This window comes from Collinsella vaginalis (genome assembly GCF_900176655.1).
Taxonomy (GTDB): Bacteria; Actinomycetota; Coriobacteriia; order Coriobacteriales; family Coriobacteriaceae; genus Collinsella; species Collinsella vaginalis.
The window spans coordinates 103,009-122,011 of sequence record NZ_LT838844.1 but is presented as its reverse complement, the minus strand read 5'-3'; the positions used below and the strand labels follow the sequence as shown (position 1 = coordinate 122,011).

General features: G+C 65.1%; 9 protein-coding genes and 1 pseudogene. 3 read left to right on the top strand and 7 right to left on the bottom strand.

Going from position 1 to position 19,003, the window contains the following annotated elements; translation table 11 throughout:
• Positions 1–584 precede the first annotated feature (584 nt).
• The 5 genes and pseudogenes from CAP13_RS06745 to tilS form a co-directional block, all read right to left on the bottom strand.
• The gene (locus tag CAP13_RS06745) at positions 585–1,295 is read right to left on the bottom strand and encodes a heme exporter protein CcmB (protein WP_085830855.1); all 711 of its coding nucleotides are present in this window, start codon (positions 1,293–1,295) and stop codon (positions 585–587) included.
• Positions 1,295–2,164 (bottom strand): ABC transporter ATP-binding protein, encoded by an 870-nt coding sequence (locus CAP13_RS06740; RefSeq protein ID WP_179184979.1) that lies wholly within the window; start codon positions 2,162–2,164, stop codon positions 1,295–1,297. The genes CAP13_RS06745 and CAP13_RS06740 overlap by 1 nt, the downstream gene beginning before the upstream one ends.
• Complete coding sequence (locus CAP13_RS06735; protein WP_425429846.1) at positions 2,118–4,133, bottom strand: heme lyase CcmF/NrfE family subunit; 2,016 nt, start codon at positions 4,131–4,133, stop codon at positions 2,118–2,120. The genes CAP13_RS06740 and CAP13_RS06735 overlap by 47 nt, the downstream gene beginning before the upstream one ends.
• Before the next feature lie 378 nt (positions 4,134–4,511).
• Positions 4,512–4,733, bottom strand: a pseudogene (locus tag CAP13_RS06730) (cytochrome c maturation protein CcmE domain-containing protein); the annotation flags it as partial.
• A 610-nt stretch (positions 4,734–5,343) separates the two neighbouring features.
• Positions 5,344–6,894, bottom strand: a complete 1,551-nt coding sequence (gene tilS, locus CAP13_RS06725; RefSeq protein WP_179184989.1) for a tRNA lysidine(34) synthetase TilS — start codon at positions 6,892–6,894, stop codon at positions 5,344–5,346.
• Between the two features lie 370 nt (positions 6,895–7,264).
• Here tilS and CAP13_RS06720 point away from each other — a divergent pair, with 370 nt between their 5' ends.
• Entirely contained in the window at positions 7,265–8,134 is an 870-nt protein-coding gene (locus CAP13_RS06720; RefSeq protein WP_085831154.1) for an MBL fold metallo-hydrolase, read from the top strand.
• A gap of 1,126 nt (positions 8,135–9,260) precedes the next feature.
• Here CAP13_RS06720 and CAP13_RS06715 read toward each other — a convergent pair.
• Entirely contained in the window at positions 9,261–9,695 is a 435-nt protein-coding gene (locus CAP13_RS06715) for an Hsp20 family protein (RefSeq protein ID WP_085830851.1), read from the bottom strand.
• Between the two features lie 293 nt (positions 9,696–9,988).
• Here CAP13_RS06715 and CAP13_RS06710 point away from each other — a divergent pair, with 293 nt between their 5' ends.
• Both CAP13_RS06710 and CAP13_RS06705 read left to right on the top strand, forming a co-directional pair.
• Positions 9,989–10,441, top strand: coding sequence for a hypothetical protein (locus CAP13_RS06710; RefSeq protein WP_085830850.1), 453 nt, complete (start codon positions 9,989–9,991; stop codon positions 10,439–10,441).
• Between the two features lie 234 nt (positions 10,442–10,675).
• Entirely contained in the window at positions 10,676–11,977 is a 1,302-nt protein-coding gene (locus tag CAP13_RS06705) for a cysteine desulfurase family protein (RefSeq protein ID WP_085830849.1), read from the top strand.
• An 889-nt stretch (positions 11,978–12,866) separates the two neighbouring features.
• Here CAP13_RS06705 and CAP13_RS06700 read toward each other — a convergent pair.
• Complete coding sequence (locus tag CAP13_RS06700) at positions 12,867–18,938, bottom strand: Cna B-type domain-containing protein (protein ID WP_085830848.1); 6,072 nt, start codon at positions 18,936–18,938, stop codon at positions 12,867–12,869.
• Positions 18,939–19,003: the final 65 nt, after the last annotated feature.

Sequence of the window (19,003 nt, the reverse complement as noted above, 5' to 3'; positions counted from 1 at the left end):
GTTCGTTGCTGCGGGTTCACGGAGAACCCGAAGAAAACCACGCTGTTCTGTACCCCATCGCTCCATTGCCGCAGCTCCCATGGGAAAATCTCTCGCCATTGGTACACGTTTCGCGACCCGGACGACAAACCTCCTCAGTTTGGTACAGGTTTTATCGGACCGGTCAAGTAGACCGCTGATCTGGTAGACGCAGCCCGCAGGTAAAAGCCTTGCCCTTACGCCGTGTACTTTGACGCACGGCAAAAACCTGTACCAAACTGAGGAGGTTTACTCCGGCCGCGCGAAAACCTGTACCAACCTGGCCTGGTTTGAGCCCGGAGGTTCCGACGGCTGGCTACAGCTGGTTCGATACGGCATTCGTCCGGTCCGGCGTGTGCTCGAACGACCTAACAGATACACAAGTTGCAGCCGCACCTGCGGATGCGATCAGGTCATAGCCACAGCGGATCTGCCAGGGCAGCGAGCGAGGTTGGGACAGAGCAACGGAGCGACCGAGGGCGCGAATGGGGCTTGGGCAGAGCCGCAGCGGGGGCGGCCAGAACTGCGCGCGAGGCAAGATTATAGGGGGTGGGCGCCCGCTCGCCCTACGCGCTCACGACGAACTCGTACAGCCCCCAGGCTGCGGCCACCATGATCACGTCGTAGGCGCCCGCCACGGCACAGGCGGTCCAGAAGGCATCGAAGGTCCCCTCGACCCCCATGAATGCGATCGTCGTCGCGGAGACGCAGGCGTAGAGCAGCGGAAACGCCACAGGGATGAAGAGGATCGCCAGAAGCACGTCGCGGCCGCGCGTGTCGATCACCATCGTGGAGAGGAGGGTCCCCACGCCGGCGACGCCCACGGTGCCCACCGCGAGCGGCAGGATGATCATCGGCACGCTCGACGCGAGCTCAGCGCCTGAGAGGAAGAGCAGGAAGAACAAGGGCACAGCCAGCAGCTCGACCGCCACGAGGAAGATCAGGTTCGAGGTGGCCTTGGCGAGGAACACCACAGGCCGCTCCACCGGCGCGAGGAGGATACCCTCCAGGCAGCCCGACTCGGTCTCATGCGCGAAGCTCCGATTCAGCCCAAGCAGACTCGTGAAGATGATCAGCGCCCACAGGAGCCCGCCGGCGAAAGCCGTCACCTGCACCGTATCGCCTACCTGCGCGAGCGCGGCCCCGTAGATGGTCAGCACCATGACCGCGTACACCACCATGGACGTCAGCATCTCGCGGGTGCGCAGCTCCTGGCGGATGTCCTTCATGAGCAGGGCCCGGTACTGCGCGAAGCCCGATGCGCGGTGCGGCTCCATCACGCCACCCCCGTTCCGACCGTCGCGAGGTAGAGGTCGCGGAAGGCTGCGGCGTCGACGGTGTCCTTCTCCACGAAGGCCACCACCTGGCTGCGCGCGAGGATTAGCGCGTGGGTGCAGAGGTCGAAGCCCTTCGCGAGGTCGTGGCTCACCATGACGAGCGTCCGGCCCGGTCGCACCCGCTCGATGAGCTCGTCCAGGAGCTCGGCCGCGTGGGGGTCGAGACCCGAGTAGGGCTCGTCGAGCAGGACGAGCGCGGGGTCGTTCACGAGCGCACGGGCGATGGAGAGGCGCTGCTGCATGCCGCGCGAGAACGTGCGCACGAGGTCGTTGCGGCGGTGGTCGAGCTCAACCAGGCGCAAGAGCTCATCGATTCGCTGCTCATCGGGCTCACCGGTGTAGAGGGAGCTGAAGAAGGCGAGGTTCTCACGGGCGGTGAGGTCGCCGTAGAGCATGGAGCGGTGCGAGATGAGCCCGATGCGGGCGCGCAGGGCCTCGGGCTCCTCGAGGGCATCGACGCCGAGCAGCGCGAGCGAGCCGCGCGTGGGTCGCGAGAGCAGGGAGAGGATGCTCAGGAGCGTGGTCTTTCCCGCACCATTCGGGCCAAAGATCGACAGGAAGGCCCCAGCTGGCAGGGTGAGGTCGACCCCGTCGAGACCGCGGCGGGCGCCGAACTGCTTGACGAGCCCGCGGGCCAGGACGGCGGGGACGGAGGCAGCAGGGGTTTGCGGGGTGGCGCCGGGATCGGCATTCAGAGCGGGAGCGAGAGAGCTTGATTCGGCATCGGCGCGGGCGGAGTCGCCAAGGCTCAGGACGGCGGGACTAGCATCGGTAACGACGGCTACCGGGCCAGTAGCGACGGCGGCCACGCTCCGGTCGGCGCCGCCTCGGCAGGAGGCGAAGGCGCGCAGGGCGGCNGAAGAGGTCCTCGCTCGGGAACGTGAGCACGCTTGCATGCAGGATCTGCTGACCGGTGTTGGTGGCGCCAATCTCCATCGACGGCGAGACCGTCCCGAGCACAGTGCCCGAAGCGGCGTCCGTCACCTCAAGATCGACCTGCTTGATCTTGTTGTCGCCGGTGTCGGAGTACTCTCGCCCGTCGCGATAGGTGATGACGTAAGACCCCACCTGGCCGCTCTCCCCCGCCGTGGCCGCGAGGTCGAGCGTCTGCTCGCGCACGTACATGCTCGAGCCCACGAGGCCCACGAGCACGATGGCCACGCCGAGGTGGGTGAGGTAGCCGCCGGCCTGCGCCGGGGAGCGGCGGAAGAGGTTCACGAGGGCGAGCGCCGGGCCCTCGCCCTTGTTCTTCCGCCGTGCCGCGATCCCGCGCCCCAGCAGGTAGGCCGAGGAGGCGAAGAGCAGGGCCGCCGCCGCGAAGGCGAGCACGGTCAGGGCGAAGTAGTAGAGGCGCGGACCCTGCTCGGTGAGGGCCGTCGCGGCATCACCGCCGGCGGCCACGATCTCGTCGTACTCGGGCGCGAACTTGAGCACGAAGAGCGCCATGAGCGCCGCGAAGACCACCGCGCCGAGGATCGCCGGCACGCGCATGTTCCTCCAGAAGGACGCGCCGTCCGTCTTGCGCCAGCCGAGCATCGGGCACACGGCCATGAGCAGGCAGAAGAGCACGCCCACGGGTCGGGCCACCGCGTTGAAGGCCCCGGCCGCGACGACGGACCCGCCAAGCGGCAGCCATCCGGGCAGGGCGCTCGACACCGTGAGGTAGGCCGTCAGCACCGCGGCGACGATCATCACGAGGTTTGTGAGGTAGTACGAGCCGTTCTTCGACACCAGAGACTCGATCTCCTCCGTCTCGTCGATCTCGCCGCTGCGGTAGATGAGGCCAATCAGGAAGGCGAGGCCGGCGGCGCCCATGATGCCGAGGAAGAGGTAGGTCGAGACCTCGTCCTGGGCAAAGGCGTGCACGGACTGCACGAGGCCCGAGCGGGTGATGAAGGTGCCGAGCACCACGAAGATGAAGGTAACAGTTGCCGCGAACATGCTCCAGCGCTTGAACACGCCGCGCTTGCGGTACATCGTGAAGCTGTGGATCATCGCCACCGAGGTCAGCCACGAGAAGAGGCTCGCGTTCTCAACGGCATCCCAGGCCCAGAAGCCGCCCCAACCGAGCACGACGTAGGCCCAGACGGCGCCGAGCAGCATGCCGATCGTCAGGAAGATGAAGCTGAACACGGCCAGGCGGTCGGTGAGCTCGACCCAGCGCGCGGAGAGGTCGCCGGTGACGAGGGCCGCCATGGCGTAGGCGAAGGGCAGGGTCATGCCCGCGTAGCCGATGAAGGTCGCGGGCGGGTGCAGGATCATCGCCCAGTGCATGAGCAGCTGGTTCATGCCGCCCACGGGGTTCGCGAGGGTGCCGTCGGCGTTCAGGTACTGCGCCGACGTGGGCATGAAGGGGTTGTTGGAATCCGAGAGCGCGAGGGTGCAGACGAAGAGCAGGGCCACGATCTCGGTCGCCGCGAGGGCGACGGAGGAGAGGTCGTCGGTGACGTGCAGGCGACGCCAGGCGACCGCGGCCGCGAAGACGGCGATCAGCCAGGTCCAGAGCAGCAGCGAACCCTGGCGTCCGGCCCAAACCGCGGAGACCAGGTAGAGCGGCTTCAGCGGGCTCGAGGTGACCGGGTAGTTGGAGACCACGTAGGCGATGCTGTAGTTCTCGGTGAGGAAGCAGACGAGCACCAGGCCGATGGCGGCCGTGAGCGCGAGGACGTTGCCGAAGACGAGCAGGTACCCGACGTTGACCAAGGATTCGCTCCGGCCCTTCACGCCGATGAGCAGGAGCCCGGCGGCGGCGAGGGACACGAGGAGCGCGATGATCATCAGCGCGTTACCGAGAGTTGAAACCATGGAACCGTCCTCTGTATGCGGGCGTCCGGCGGCGCGGGCGCGTATGGGCTGGAGTGGGGGCTGGGGCGCTTTGGGGTCGGGCAGGAGCGTGGGTGCGGGTCGGGGCCGGGGCGTGCTCACGGTCGGCCTGGCCGTGCAAGGGGTGCACTCGGGCACGTCTGGGACCGGATGCGGGCCTCGTGGGCAGCGCCGGCGTGCGAGGACGCGCGTTCGAACGCACCCGGAGCACGAGGCTCGCTTGAGCTCGGGACGCCGCCGAGGATAGCACGTGGGCCGTCCGCGGACGGGGCTCCGGATCGGAACTCGGCCGGACGTGGACGCCCGGCCAGGGCACCCGCCGCACCAAGGCTCCTACGCCTTGATGCTCGAGTTGATCGAGGGCTGCGACGCCGCGTGGAAGAGCCCGTCCTCGCCGAGCTTCCCCTCGATCACCAGGGCGGTGCCGTCCTGCACGTTCTCGTCTAGGCCGCCGTCGTAGACCACGTTGATCTCGGATCCCTGCGACTCGATCGTGAAACGGTAGCCAGCGCTGGCGTCGTTGATCGTCCCGCGCACGTAGCCGCAGACCTTGGTATCCTTGCCGGTGAGCGACGNATCACCTCAGGGCGACCCCGCAGGCGTGAGAACGTCATCTCGAGGCGGTCTCACAGGCGATTTGCATGAGAGCTCGGTTGAAAGTAGATTTTTGAGCCTATGCGGGCAAATGACACCTAGCGCTGGACACCGCAACGCGAGCTGCCAGAACCAAGGATCGGCGCATGATTGAAAACTTCCAGAAGTGCGGTAGTGAAATCGCGTTGGTCGAGTACACGGCCCTTCCGCACAGGTTTTCCCTGCGAAAACGCTGACTTTTCGGCGGGGCTACTCAAGGATCGGCGTTTTACTACCGCACTTCTGGAAGTTTTGATTTCGGGCTTCATCGTTAGACACATAATAACGAGTATTTCTCTGTTAATTCTCTCTTATATGGATATAAATATGCAAGATGGAGCGGGACGGGATTCCGAATCCCTCGTGGCCCCGTCGCGCCGCGCCGTGGGCCCGATCGCAGCTTCTCACCGGGCCGCGGTGCGGGTCCTCCACACTCCCCGCGCCCTGGAGCGAACTCCATTCCTCCGCACCTTGACAGAAGCCCTATCCGTGGTCGCACGACACATGTAGGCGCGGCGCCCAGCGCATTCCGTCACGCCTCAGCACCGAGCTCGTGCATCGTGAGGCGAATGATCCCCTGAGTGTGCGCGGTGCACTTGAAACGGTCGTCCAGGCAGATGCCGGCGGCCCAAACGATCGACCCGCCTGGCGCGGTGCGCACCACCGGCACTGCCGGGCGATCGGCGACCGGGATGCGCCGCGACCCAAACACATCGGAGAGTTTGCGGCTGCGGCCGCTCATGCCCAGCGGGTGGATCACGTCGCCAGGCGCCGGGGCATCGACCCAGAACCGGGCGCGGACCCCACCACTCACGAGGTCGCGGGGATCGTATCCAAGGGCGGCGGTGTCCACGCATGCGACGGGATGTCGAAGGGCGGGTTCCTCGAGGTCGCGGGGGGATGCGCCCGACATCTCCCGCGCAAAGGCAACGGGGTCCGCGCCCGCCGGAACCTCCAGGTACTCAGCCCGAAGCACGCGCCCGTTGGCGAGCGCCATGCTCTCCCCCAGCCCAAGCCACGCCGCCACAAGCTCTTCGCGGGCCGTGGCGGTGCGCAGCGTGAGCGCGCCGAACTCCATCCGCGCGTCGATCCCGCCGGGCAACGTGAGCGAACCCGACCCGACCCCCACGGCCGCGAGCACTCCTTCAACATGGCGCATCTCGAGCCTGACCTCGGGGTCGAGCATCCGCACCGCGAGCCGTACCATCCGGCGCGCTACGGCGATCTCACTCGACGCGAGGCGGGCGCCGTCGAGCACCACGAGCCCCTCCTGCGTCCGGCGCAGGCAGGAGCGGAGTGCGGTCGCGGCGAGCTGGGACATGAAGGCATCCTCGTCACCCAGGATGTCGCAGCCCGCGCTCACGGCGCGCTCGAGATTGGAATTGCGCTCCCGCGCGAGCGGCATCAGCTTGTGCCGCACGTAGTTGCGCAGGTAGCTGGTGTCGCGGTTGGTCTCGTCCTCCCGCCAGGATTGGCCCGACATCTCAAGGTAGGCCGTGAGCTCCTCGTGCGTGCTGTCGAGCAGCGGGCGCACGATGATGTTCCGGCGGCGGGGAATGCTCGAGAGGCCCGCGGGACCCGAGCCCTTGATGGCGTTCATGAAGAAGGTCTCCGCGCGGTCGCTCGCCGTGTGGGCGGTCACGATACGCGCGGCTGAGCGCGGGGTCCCGGCGGCGCGGGTGAGCTCGCGCACGTAACGACGGGCCGCGGCGTACCGGGCGTCACGTGCGGCGGCCTCGAGGTTCTCCCCGTTCAGGTTGTCGAACGAGACGTGCTCGACGCAGAGGGGCACCCCAAAGCGCTCGCAGAGGTCGCGGACGAAGGCCTCATCGGCATCGGAGGCCTCACCGCGCAGGTGGTGGTTCACGTGCAGCACGTGCAGGCGCTCGCGGGCGATGCGCGCGGGGCCGCGGCCGTCCGCGAGGTCGAGGGTCGAGGTGCAGGCCATGAGGAGAAGCGCGGTTGAGTCCGCGCCGCCTGATACCATGAGCACCACCGGGGCGCTCCGCTCCGGACCGGCGACGGGGGCGGGGGCCGACCCCTGCGCGCGTCGTGCCACATGCTGCTGTGCGACCGTGGGCATATGCTCCTCCTTGCTGGTTCATCCTATTGTACGTATTGGACGTTCGATGACGCGTTCTGATCTGACCTGCGAAGACGGACTTCGCGGTGGGGGCAGTGCCCTCGACGATGGCGCCCCCTGGAGTGCCGGCGCACTTGGGGACGGCATCCGCAGCAATGGAGGCGCCGGCGGGCCTGACGCGGACGCGCTTGGCTGGGGCGCCCTTGAGCGCGGCGGCGTGCCTGGCGGAGAGCCCTCCGACGGAGACGTCCCTGGCGCCGATGCTCCTAGAAGCAGTGCCCCTAGCGATGACACGCCCGACAGCGCCGCTGCCGTCCGCAGCGCTTCCCGCGAGGCCAACGCCGCCCGCGGCCCCTCCTTCAATGCCAATATGCCAGAAACCCCTCTCATACCCCATCTGGGCGTGGACCCTACATCGGGAAACTCCGGTCGCGCCCTGCACCTCCATATCCTCGGCAGCGGGTCGAAGGGCAACTGCGCGCTCGTGGAGGGGCCCGAGGGCTACATCATGATCGACGATGGATTCTCCCGCCGTGAGGTCCTGCGCCGCATGCACGAGCTCAACCTCGACGAAGCCCGTGTTCAGGCCCTCGTCCTCACGCACGAGCATTCGGATCACGTCTCCGGCGTGTCGGTCTGGTGCAAGCGGTTCGACGGGGCCCTGTTCGCGAGCGAGGGAACGGCCGACACGCGGGCGTACCTGAGCTGCCTGCCATTTTGCGCTTTCGAGCCTGGCGAGACGCTCGAGATCGCCGGCGTGCGCGTTGAGACGTTCGCCACCACGCACGACGTGGTGAACCCCACGGGATTCCGGTTCTCCTATGGTGGCGACGCCATCGGCTACGCCACGGACACCGGTACACTGCCGCCCGATGCCCTGCGGCTGCTCGCCGACGCGCGGATCCTCGCGCTCGAAAGCAACCATGACGTCCCGATGCTCCGCACTGGGTCCTACCCCCGCATGCTGCAGGATCGGATCCTCTCGGCGCGGGGCCATCTCTCCAATGCACAGGCAGCCGAGGCGGTGACCTCCCTCGTGTTCAACCGGACGGAGCAGGTTGTTGCGATGCACATCTCGCAGGAGAACAACCGCCCGAGTCTTGCGGTGCGCGCTCTTGCGGAGGCGCTCGGGGCGTCGCTTGATGATGAGCTTGGGACGTCTGCGACGCTGGCGCGCGGCGATGGCCCGAGACTTTCGGTTCGGGCGGCGGGGCAGAACATCCCGATCTCTATCTGGTAGCGGAATGGGCCCTGGGCACGTCTTAGGCGTGACTCCGCTGCTAGAGTGGTTGCAGTGGGTGGGGTGCCCAGCCTGAATTCGCCCTCGGTGGGACGCCCTGGCCCGGGCCTCGAGTCCGAGGTGCATACCAGGCTGCCTCGGCCCACGCACTCTGATTCGGATACGAGCCGGCCACTCCGGACCGCAGCCTCGGATTGAACCGGTCACTTTGACTCGCCCTCTCGGGTCCAGGGTGCAAACCAAGCCACTTTGGTACAGGTTTTTAGATTCGACGTGCAAACCTCCTCAGTTTGGTACAGGTTTTTCCGGGATGCTGAAGTAGCCCAGATTTTGTCGCAGCGCCAACCTGCTGTTTCTTTGTGTCACAGCCCTGCGCTACTTGAGGGTCTCGCTAAAACCTGTACCAAACTGAAGAGGTTTCACCGCAGCAGCCTCAAACCTGTACCAAAGGCGTGTTTTTTCACCGACGCCCGGGTCGAATGACGTGAATTCGACGTCGTACACCGCCCGCAGACGCCACTCGCGCATCCATGCACGACTCAATAGAGTCACCTATGGCCATCGCGAACGGCTAAGATTCCTCTCCCACGTCCAGTGGTCCCCTGTCGTGCTGTCCGAGCACACATCGTTTTGCCAGCTGGGGCGCAGGGCCTTCACTTTGCCGGCAAACCGCGATACGCGCGACCGCTGCGGGCCACGCTGGTGGCACGGGGCCTTTACGTCGCTCAGGGATCCAGCTCGGTGTGGGTTTTGCCAAATGCTGCAGTTTTTTCTTCGGTTTGGTGTGGGTTTTAGGTGCGTCGTCGAGTAGAGCAAGCTTCCAATGCAAAGAATCACCAGGTAGAAGCCTTGCTCATCTTCGGTGTACTCAGGCTTCCCGGCAAAACCCACACCAAACCGACGAGAACTCGTCCGCAAAAACGAAAACCCACACCAAACCGAAAGACCCGACCTCCCACCTAGCCTCTGAAAACCGCCGTACGAGGTTGCAGCCCATTTCGACCCGTAAAAATGGGCGGCTGGGCGGCTGGGCGGCACGCAAAAGCGGCTCGGAGCCGTGGCCCCGAGCCGCTTTCCTGCGACCTCACTCAACGGAGGCGCTGATCACATGCGATGCTGCCGAACGTTAGTCGATCGCAATCTTGGTGATGTTCTGCTTCTCGACGATCTTGGGCACGGACACGGTCAGCACGCCGTCAGCGTACTGCGCCGAGAGCCCCTCGCTCGAAGCATCCTTCAGGTAGACGCCACGGGTGGCGCTGTAGGACGTGAACTCACGCTGCAGGTAGTTCTTGTCCTTGTCCTCCTCCTTCTCCTCCACGCTCACGGAGATGGAGAGACGGCCCTCGTTGAGCTCGACGTCGATGTTCTCCTTGCTCACGCCGGTGAGGTACGCCTTGACCTCGTAGGCATCGCCCTTGTCCTCGACATCTACCGGGAAAGCCTTAGAGGCCAGACTGGTGCTGCCGAAGTCCATCATGTCGTCCACCACATCGAACAGGGACGAGGGGACCATCGGGCGGATACCAAACATTGAGCGATACGGAACCAAGCTTGCCATATCAATCACTCCTTCTTGCGCCGCAGCGCTTCGGCGCTACGGACCTCGTTGACAGTCCTGTTTATGCCCTGCGGCGGTTTTTCTATTCGCGTTTGAGAAGATTTCCTAAGCGTCATAGTATCATCAAATCTAAGTCAGCATTACTTAGATATGGGCTCACGAGGAGGCGCTGAGCTGGGCGCATGGGCTGACCTGTGGAGACGATCCGCCTTTCACAGGCAACTCGTTGGAACTTGCACAGGCCCCGCATACAATGTTGGCACGTCATTTTCCTGTTCCGTCTAGAGGATCTTATGGCCGACCTCGACAACACGCCGCGCGATGCCAACCCCGAGAACGCGCCGGCCCGCCGCGTCCCGTTCGAACGGCGGTCTCCACACATCTCGCAAGAGCCCATCGACGACACGGCCGCCGACTACGCCACCATCGACCGTTACACCACGCTTGAACAGCAGCGCAGCGGGCGTAAGCACATGGGCACGGCAACGTCCGATCCGAGCTACCTGCCGCGGACCCCGCAGGAGGGACGTCGGCGCAGCGTCGAGCCCCCGGCTCCTGGCTCAACCGGATCCCTCCGCCGCCGATCATCGTTGCACTATGATCGCTACCTGCTGACGCCGCAATCTGGCAAGGCAATCTTCACCTCCCGGCAAGACCGCAGGCGGCGCCGCACCCACCTTGCGCTGGCGATTCTGGTCTTGCTCTCCATCGCGCTCGCGCTCGTGTGGTTCTTCTTCCTGAGGTAGCACGGCAGGCCCGACTGCGCTTGAGCACTGGAGAAGGACACTCTGCGCCGCATTCCCCGCGATATGAGTCCCGCGCACGGCTGCGCCTGCGCGTCGATGGAGACGGCAGCGCCTTCTACCGAGAGCCGGCGCGCATATGGTCGACCCGCTTCATCTGCGTTAAGCTCAACGCGGCACACATACGCATGCTCACAGCCCGGGCAGAGCAGTCAAACAGCACGCAACGGAGCACCCATGTCCGATGAAACCCGCTACATCTACGCCGACAATGCAGCCACCACCCCCCTCTCCCCCCACGCGCTCGAGGCCATGATGCCGTATCTGACCAGCACCTTCGGGAACCCAAGCGGGATCCACCGGGTGTCGCGCGAGGCGGCCGAGGCGCTCGGCGATCTGCGGTCGCGCCTGGCCGGGCTCCTGGGGGCGCGCCCGGGCGAGGTCTACCTCACCAGCGGCGGTTCCGAGTCGGACAACTGGGTGCTGCGCGGGGCCGTGCAACGGTTTCGCGACCAGGCGGGCGCAGGTGTCCGGCCGTGCGTGATCACCAGCGCCATCGAGCACCATGCCGTGCTCCACTGCTGCGATGCGCTCGAACGGGAGGGCGTCGAGGTGGTTCGCCTGCCGGTCGACGAGCGCGGGTTCGTACGCGTTGCAGATCTCGAAGATGCGCTCAGTCGGGCAGTGGACCGCATCGCCCTCGTGTCGATCATGCTCGCGAACAACGAGGTCGGCACCGTCCAGGACATCCGGGCGCTCGCGGCCTGCGCGCACCGTTTCGAGGCCCCGTTCCACACCGACGCGGTGCAGGCCGTAGGCCATATCCCCGTGTCCGTTGAAGAGCTCGGGGTGGAGGCGCTCTCACTCTCGGCCCACAAGTTCCACGGCCCCCATGGCGTCGGTGCCCTGTACCTGCGGGAGAGCTTCTCGATCCCGCCGCTGATCGTCGGCGGAGCCCAGGAACGCGGCGAGCGGGCGGGCACGGAGAACCTGGCGGGGGCTGCCGGAATGGTCGCGGCTCTTGAAGAGTCGTGCGAGGGCCTGGACGAGCGGGCGGAGCGCGTCGCCAGTCTGCGGGACCGCCTGGTGCGCGCGGTCCTTGATGGGGTGGACGACGTGCGGGTGACGGGGCCGTGGGGTGACGGGGACGGTGCTCGGCTTGCTGGGCCGTCTCATAGCGCAACAGGTGCCCGGACTACTGACCCGGGGAATGGCGAAGGAACTGCGACCGAGACCGCCGCCTGGCGCCGCCTGCCTTCGATCGCCTCGTTTATCTGTCACGATGTGGATGGCGAGCTCCTGATGGTCCTCCTCGACCGCACGGGCGTGGCGGCGGCGACGGGCTCCGCCTGCGCAACCGGCTCGACCGAGCCATCGCACGTGGTGCAGGCCCTAGGGATCACCGACCCGCGCTGGAACCACGGGACGCTGCGCCTCTCCCTCGCCGATGATGTCTCTGAGCAGGACATTGAGGATCTCTGCGAACGCGTGCCCCGGTGCATCAAGCGCTGTCGGATGCTGAGCGGGACCGTCGCGTAGGGGCTTTCGGTTGGCGCGCTTGAGGCGTGACACTTCCTTGCCCCTAAAGAGGGGTTATATATTATTGATTTCTCCAGGTGTGGTCAAAAACATCAACTTCCGGGGCAACTGTGGGCGCAGTCTAGGACGACTCTTCGTCGGGGCCGTTCGAGATGACATTGTGTAAACAGCTATCCATGTGCAACTAAAGTAGATGACTATATATAGTTATTCAGTTTCAGAAACCCTGGAGCTGACTTGCCCCGGAAGTTGATAATTTTGACCAGAACTTTGATTACGCATGAGGCGAGCCACACCCTCCTGGCCGACACGGAAACGGGATGGGGGCAAAACGTCTTCTCGAGGCGGTCCCAAGGACATTTTGCATGAAATGCGGGCAAAACATCATCTTGAGACAGATCCAAGGACGTTTTGCATGAGAGCGTCGTCGCGAGTATGTTTTCGGGCCCAATTTAACCAGCGATGCGAGGCGCCAGCGCTGCAACGCGCCGGCGCAGAGGCTGAGCGGCGAGCCTAGCGGCATTGAGTGCGCATCGGAAGCGGCAGCGCATGGTATCCTACCGAAGATATCGCTACATGTGGTGCACATCGGAAACGGCGACGTATGGCGCCCGCCGTGGATAGTAACGCGGTCAAAACTGAGTGCGTCTGGGAAACGGCAGCGCATGGTATCGAGCGGGGCATCGATGCGTCCAATATTGAGTGCGCGAGAACAAACGGGCTGCGGATGGGGTTTCCGTCCGCAGCCCGTTTGTTCTCTGTGGATTGTCGTCCGCGGTCTAGCTGGTGAACTGTGAGCAGGCTCTCTACCAGCCAGATCGCAGGGCAGGCGCCAGCCTCGGCGCCGCGACCGCGCCGGCCCCGGGTGCGAGGCCGGCGCGTTTCTCACTTACGCGCGGCGGCGACGGCGCAGCACTGCGGCGAGTGCCAGCAGGCCTGCAGTCGCGGCCGAGATGGCGAAGAGTGCCGTCGAATCGCCGGTCTTCGGCAGGGACTTCTTCTTCCCCGTGACCGGCTTGGGCTCGTGCCTGTTGGTGATGGTGAAGCCGTCGGCCATGGTGCCGGCGATGGCGCTCTCGTAGCCCTCGACCGCGTTCTCGGAGACCGTGTACTCGATCTCCTTGCCCTCCTTGTTGACGTCGAGGCCCTCGAAGGAGGCCTTCCAGCCGTCCGAGGCGGTGAGCTCGAGCACCTTGCCCGTGTCCCCGCCGTCGGCGAGCAGGCGGACCGTCACCTTGTCGGGCCGGATGCCGTCCTTGTTGTCGGCGTCGTCCCAGACCTTGGCCACGGCGACGTCGCGCTTGTCGACCTCGTGCGCGTTGATGACGGTGAAGCCGTCCTCCATCGCACCCGTGACCTCGGCCTCGTAGCCCTCGGGCACAGACTCCTCGGCCACGGTGTAGGTGATCTCCCGACCCTTGCTGTCGTAGGTGGGCAGGTCCTCGAAGGAGCCCTCCCACGACCCGTCGGCCGTGAGCTCGATCGGCCCCACCGCCGTGCCGTCCAGGTGCGACGGGACCATGGCCTCGCCGCCGGCCTCGGCCCCGAGGGTGACCGTCACGGTCTCGGGGCGGATGCCGTCCTGGTTCTCCGCGTCGTCCCAAACCTTGGCCACGTCAACCTCGACCGCGGGGTTCTCCATCGTGTTGGTGACCGTCCAGGAGTTCGAGCCGTCGGCGGCCTGCGCCACGGCGACCGCGTAGTCATGGCCGTCGGCCGTGAGGGTGCCGCCCTCGGCGATCTGCTCACCGTCCGCGTCGAGCTCGGCGACGGTGTAAGCGATCTCCCTGCCGTCCTTGTACTGATCGAGGTCCTCGAAGACGTGGCTCCAGAAGCCGTTCTCGGCATTGCCGTCGAGGGTGACGGGGTCGCCCGCGGCCGTGCCGTCGGCGAGCAGCTGCACCTTGACGGCCGGGGCTGCGTCGGCGTCGATGCCGCTCCACGCCTTGGTGACCGCCACCGAGACCTTGCCCTCGATGGTGTTCGTCACCGTGTAGCCGTCGACCGCAGTGCCCGAGATGACGGAGCCGTAGTTCTCGACCGCCCGCTCGGCCACGGTGTAGGCGACCGGCTGGCCGACCGCGCCGACCTTGTACCTGGGCAAGCCGGTGAACGAACCGGCCCAGTTGCCGTCGGCGCTCAGCATGAGCTCCTGGCCCGCGACGGGGGTCCCGTCCGCGAGCAGATCGATCGTCACGCTCTCGGAGCGCAGACCCTTGGCGTCGTCGTCATCCACCCAGCTCTTGGCAACCGGGATGCTGACGGTCTCCGGGGTGCGGCTGTTCACCACCGTGACCTTGCCGTCCGCGGGGACCGCGAGGGGCTCGGCGGCGGTTGCGTTGGAGGCGTAGCCGTTGCCCGGCTCGTCCTCGATGACGGTGTAGGCGATCGCGGTGCCGCCCTTGCCCGTCTCGACGTCAACCCTGTTGACATTGAGGCCGTCGAAGGTGGCGGTCCAGCCGTTGGTGTTGCTGAGCACCTTGGACTTCCCGGTGTCCGAGCCGTCGGCGTAGAGGCGCACGGTCACGGAGCCGGGGCGCTTGTTGTCCTGGTTGTCCGCGTCGTCCCAGGCCTTGGTGACGGTGATGTCCCGCTTGGTCGGGTCGTGCGTGTTCGTGACCGTGAAGCCGGTGGCGGCGTCGCCCGTGACCGCGGCGGTGTAGCCCTCGGGCACGTTGTCCTCCGCGACCGTGTAGGCGATGGCCTTGCCGGCCTTCTTGGCGTCGAGGTCCGTGAAGGAGCCGGTCCAGGTGCCGTCCTCGGCGGGTGTGATCTCGATCGTCTTGTTGGTGTCGACGTTGTCGGCGTACAGGCGGACCGTCACCTTGTCGGGGCGGATGCCATCCTGGTTATCCGCGTCCGCCCAGGTCTTGGCGACCTGGACGCTGGTCTTACCCGGCGTGTGGGTGTTCGTGACCGTGAAGTCGGTGGCGGCAGTGCCGGTCACCGCAGCGGTGTAGCCGTCGGGAACGTTGTCCTCCGCGACCGTGTACGCGATCGTCCGGCCCTTGCTGTCGTAGGTGGGGAGGTTCTCGAAGGAGCCCTTCCACTCACCTGTGGCGTTCAAGGTGATCGGGTCGACCGTCTTGCCGTCCAGGTGCGACGGGGTCAGATCATCGTTGCCCGCCTTGGCCTTGAGGGCCACCGACACGGTATCGGTGCGCATGCCGTCCTGGTTCTCGGCATCAGACCAGATCTTGGTGACGTCCACCTTGACCGTGGGGTTCTTCATCGTGTTTGTGACGGTCCAGGAGTTGGTCCCGAACTCGGCTTGCTTCGTGGAGACCGTGTACTCATGGCCATCGGCCGTGAGGGTGCCGCCCTCGGCGATCTTGTTCCCGTCCGCGTCGAGCTCGGCAACCGTGTAGTTGATCTCCGCGCCATTCTTGAACTGCGGTAGGTCGGTGAAGGTGTGGCTCCAGGAGCCGTCGTTGGCGTTGCCGTCGAGGACCACAGGGTCGCCCGTGGCCGTGCCGTCGGCGAACAGTTGCACCTTGACAGCCGGGGCCGCGGAATCGTCGATGCCCGCCCAGTCCTTGGTGACCGCGACCGAGACCTTGCCGGTGATGGTGTTCGTCACCTTGAAGCCGTCGGCATCGGGGTTGCCCGAGACGACGGAGGTGTACCCGGGCACCGTGACCTCGGAGACGCTGTACTCGACCAGCTGCTTGACCGCGCCCGCCTTGTACTTGGGCAGGCCCTTGAAGGTGTCCTTCCAGTCGCCATCAGGCGTGAGGGTGAGGGTCTTGCCCTCGACGTCCTCGCCGTCGGCCTTGAGCTGAACGGTCACGCTTCCGGGGCGCTGGTTCTTGGCGTTGCCGCTGTCGACCCAGATCTTCTGCACCGGGATGCTGACGGTCTCGGGCGCGTGGGCGTTCGTCACCGTGAGCCCGTCGACCGCCGTGGTGTACCCGTCGACCTTGTCCTCCGTCACGGTGTAGGTGATGGGGTTGCCGTCCGCGTCGTTGGCGTCGAGACCGGCATACGTGTAGGTCCAGGTGTCGCCGTTCTTCACCGGGGCCGGCGTGACCTTACCCGTATCGGTGCCGTTCGCGCTCAGGTGCAGGGTGACGTTCTCGGGGCGGATGCCGTCCTGGTTGCCGTCGTCGGCCCAGACCTTCGTCACCGTGACGTCGCGCGTGGGCATGAACGTCCAGCGGCCGTAGACGGTGGCGTCGGAGGTGACCGTTTTTGAGGTGACGGCCTCGGTGCCGTCGGCCGCCTCGAACCAGCCGGAGAAGGTCCAGCGGCCGGGGACCGTGTCGCCGTCGGCGACGGGCGTCGCCGTGGTGGCGGTCGTGGTCAGCGGATCGGCGAGCGCCTGGTCGGTGTTGTACTCGATGTTCGAGACCGAGTCGGGCGTGGTCGCGCCCGCAGGCACCCCGTAGGTGTCGTCGCCCGCGACCTGGTAGTCCAGGGTGTAGGTGCGCGTCGCCCGGTGCGCCACTTGGTCGCTCTTGATATCAGTCGGCGCGCCCAGCACCGAGGTGATCGCCGCCTGGTTCACGAAGTCCGTCGTCTTCACCACATCGGCGGCGAGCTTCGTGGGGATCGTCAACGTCACCGTCTCGCCCGGGGCGAGCGAGGCGATCTTGACCTTGAGCTTACCGCCCTCGTACGAGCCGGTCACGCCGGCCGCGCCGGCGAGCGCGACGCCCTCTCCCCAGCCGCGGGATTCGTCGGTGGAGGTCAGGCGGAGGTCGCCGAGCTCGAAGGCGAGGCCTGCGGGGATCGCGTCCTCGACCACGACGTCGTTCACGGTGTAGTCGGACTCCCCGCTCGTCACCGCCACCGTGTACGTGATCGGGGTGCCCTTCGCGTTCCCCACCGCGGCGGGAGCTTCGGCCGCGCCACCCGCAGGGTCGGCCGTCTTGGAGATGGACACGTCCGCGTCCACCAGGGTCACTTGGGCGTTGGACTTCAGCATCGTTGTTTCCTGCGAGTCCGGCGCCGTCGTAGAGGAGAACTGACGCTGGCGGATCTGCAGCATGTTCAATGCTGCTTTGCCCACATCAGACTTATCCGTCGAGGACTTCATGCGCACGTAGACGACAGCCGACGAGCCCTTCTCGAGCACGAAGGGGTTGCCGTCGACGTCCTCACGCAGGTCGATGGCGATGGCCTTGACGGAGGACTTGTCGGCTGGCTCGGTCTCGCTCCACACCGTGCGATCGTCGACGTCGAGCTCGGTCGGCGCGGTAGTCGCGTAGAAAACCTTCGGCTTCAGGTTCTTACCCGTAGTGCTGGAGGCCTTCCCCTCCAGCGCCGTGAGATCAACGGAATCGAAGGTCCCTTGCCAGCCTGATGCCTCGGTATCGTTACCGTTCTCGAGAACGTCGTACATCACGAGCGAGTCCGCGCGCGTGCTCGACTGAGTTGTGTAGACAAGGCGATAGGTATAGCCGGCGCCTCGGTGGACCTCAGCGGTCGATTCGAAGCGCCCACCGTTGCCATCCTCGCGAACCTTCTTCGTCGCCCCCGCTTCGCTCACCGATACGGGATTGAAGCTCAGGGTCGTCTGCGCGTAAAGGGCCTTAAAGCCCTCCTGTGCCTCCTCCTCGATCGACTTGAAGGCATCCTTCTCTTTCAGACTGCTGAAACCGCTTCCACCGCCCCGAGTCATCGAGACGTCCTCATCCTCAGAAACAAGCGCGGCCGTGATCACCACATCCGTCCCGCGATCGGCAATGTTCTCATAGGTGTTTTGGAGGTCGTAGGAAAGGACGAAATATGGTCTCGACAATGGGAACGGCGTGTCAAAGAAATCATCCGGCAGCGTGTAGCTCACTTTGAGCATCGTCTGCCCGGAACCCTCCCAGTTCTCAATGAGCTCCGGGGTGACGGCGATCTGAGCCTGATTGGTCTCACTGTCCTTAGATCGCCCATGGCTGTGCAGGTCGATTGTAGCCTTGTCAATCGTTGTCCCTGCGGGCAGCAGATTATATATGGTTCCCCGTTTGGGAAAGCCCTCTCGAGCGAGCCACTCTTTGTACCCGAATAAGTCTGATATATTATTACTCTCGCCAAAACGCGTGCGGACCGTCATGGTCTGGAGACCGTTTGTGCTGTCATCATCAAACTGTGGCACATCCTCTTTATAGCCAAGATAACGGCCGATCTCAAAGCTATTCCAAACGCTGAGCTTCTCCCACTTTTGAGCAATCGACTTGATGAGCGTGCTCGCCATATCAATTGACGACACCGCGGCATCGCCGATGAATACATCGGCGTGGGCGTCCTCAAGCGGGTAGCCAGCTCCTGTTCCATCCGCATAAGCCTTGGCAAGCGCCTTCATATTATCGGTGGGATTCGCAACCTGTAGCGTGTACGCATCGAGATTCGTCTTGGCGAAGTCGCTCTGGTGCTCGTAGCGCAGCCCGGCCGTGTTTTCGGGGAGCGGGATTCTATTGAGCTCATTGACGCCATTCCGAGTGACGGTGCCGTCATCAGATTTGAAGTTAAGCGCACCATTGCTCGGGTTAACGGCCACCGTTCCGTAGTGCGTGTACTCGCTAGAGCCGGCTTTCCGCGTCCAGATCTCAATGGGGCGGTAACGGGAAAAGTCCGAACTGCTTGCGGTGTCGGTCTGCCAGGCGCCCGCGCTGGTGTAACGCTCTTCGTACTCGGATAGTTTAAAGAATACATCGCGATACGTAATGTCCCCATCGTCGAACTTATCAAAGCTCGATTTAGCGCTTTGGAAGGTTGCTTCAGGGTTGACGCTGTCCGTGCGGTAAATGTCACCCTCCTCCAGGCGCAGCGTCCGCACATCGCGCTCAGCCCGCTTCTCCTCCTTGTTCCATGTCGCTGTATTGGGTGCGCTCATCTCGGTGTAGGTGTGGTAGGTCCAGTGCACCCAATCCGCCCCGACCAAGGGGGCTGGCTCTCCTTGCTCCAGCAAGGAGAGCGTGGCGCCGAGTGTTCCACTGTGCGACTGGCGCTCCTTCCAGACGAAATGCATGCCTTCGCTGTCGTGAACATACACGGTTTTTAGCTGTAACGTCGCTAGAGGTCTCGCTCCCCGAC